This is a genomic window from Desulfovibrio piger, assembly GCF_012843875.1.
GTDB lineage: Bacteria > Desulfobacterota > Desulfovibrionia > Desulfovibrionales > Desulfovibrionaceae > Desulfovibrio.
Map to the genome: position 1 here is coordinate 1 of NZ_JABAFY010000110.1, position 1,230 is coordinate 1,230.

At 59.4% G+C, this 1,230-nt stretch carries 2 protein-coding genes; one reads left to right on the plus strand and one right to left on the minus strand.

Annotated elements, in window-relative coordinates:
* Positions 1-76 precede the first annotated feature (76 nt).
* A complete protein-coding gene (locus HF854_RS12350) occupies positions 77-616 on the plus strand; it encodes a helix-turn-helix domain-containing protein (RefSeq protein WP_168936551.1) in 540 nt (179 codons plus the stop codon).
* 389 nt (positions 617-1,005) lie between these two features.
* On the opposite strand, the gene HF854_RS12585 is transcribed toward HF854_RS12350, so the two are convergent.
* The coding region (locus tag HF854_RS12585; RefSeq protein ID WP_205906134.1) for a hypothetical protein at positions 1,006-1,230 on the minus strand (225 nt) is incomplete at its 5' end.

The window sequence follows — 1,230 nt, forward strand, 5'->3', positions numbered from 1 at the left end:
GATGTGCATCTTTTCTTGCCGCCGTTCAAATCAGATGCATATCTTTGTGGGCAAACATAATTTGACGACACTATCTATGAAAAACGCACGGATCCGACTTGGGCAGGAGATCCTGCGCCGACGCAAAGCCATGGGCATGACGCAGGAAGAACTGGCCTCCCGCATGGGTGTTTCGCGCCAGTCCGTTGCCAAATGGGAAACAGGCCTGTCGTCCCCGGACATCGACCGGCTTGCCCTGCTGCGGGACGTGCTGCAGACGAGTCTTGATGAACTCATCGCTCCCGCAGGCCGGGAGCTCATTCCGGAACCTGTCCCTCCTGCGGAAGACAGCGTACGCCCGGAACCAGCCGGGCCCGTGCGCAACCTCCGGCTCCTTCCCCTGATCCTGGGCACGCTGCCGTTCTGCTGCGGCCTGGGCGGGTTGGCGGCCCTGTGGGTACTCTCCCGCTTGCATCCTGTCCGTCTCGTGGACTGGGATGGCTCCTTGCATACAGGCCTGGAAGGCTATCTTATGGCGACCGGCCTCTGGCCTGTCCTGCTGCTGGCCTGCATCCTGCTTGGCTGCGGCAGCCTTACGCTGCTTTATCTGTGGGGCACGCGCAGAAAAAACAGCTGACCCCGGCAGCGCTGTGCCAGCAGGGCTGTGCCAGCAGGGCTGTGCCTGTCCGTCATCCTGTGCGACGATGGCAACACACTGTGATGCATGCTCTCTGGTAGCGTCTTGAATGAAGGCTCCGCGAACCGCATGCCCCTGCACTCCCCCATGAGCAGAACCATCTGAAACGACAACGGTACGCCGATCTCCCAGCTGCACTCCCCAAAACACATGACAGATCTGCGAGGCGTACAGCCCCTAAAAAAGGGCAGGGAATCCTCAGCACAGGCACCCAGCGCTCACGGCTCACATAGCGGAAAGTCTGCACCAGTTGGCAAGGCTGCCTCGGGATAGCCTCTGCCTCGCCCCAGCTATTCCTTTTCGCTCCTTTCCGCCAACGCCTTCTGCCCTCAAAAGGCACAGATTTCCATGCTGCCCGGGTACAGAGCTTCGGAGCTGGAAGCCGCCTGCTCTTCTTCACAGGCTCTTCCATCCTCGCACAGACCCAGCGGCAAAAGTTTTTGGAAGGGAGGGGCGCGGGGAGGGAGAACCTTTTTTCGGCAGATTGTAAATTGAAACGCAACACGGGGCTTGCGTAAAACAGGAAGACCCACAACAGTCAAGGTTGGAAAAAA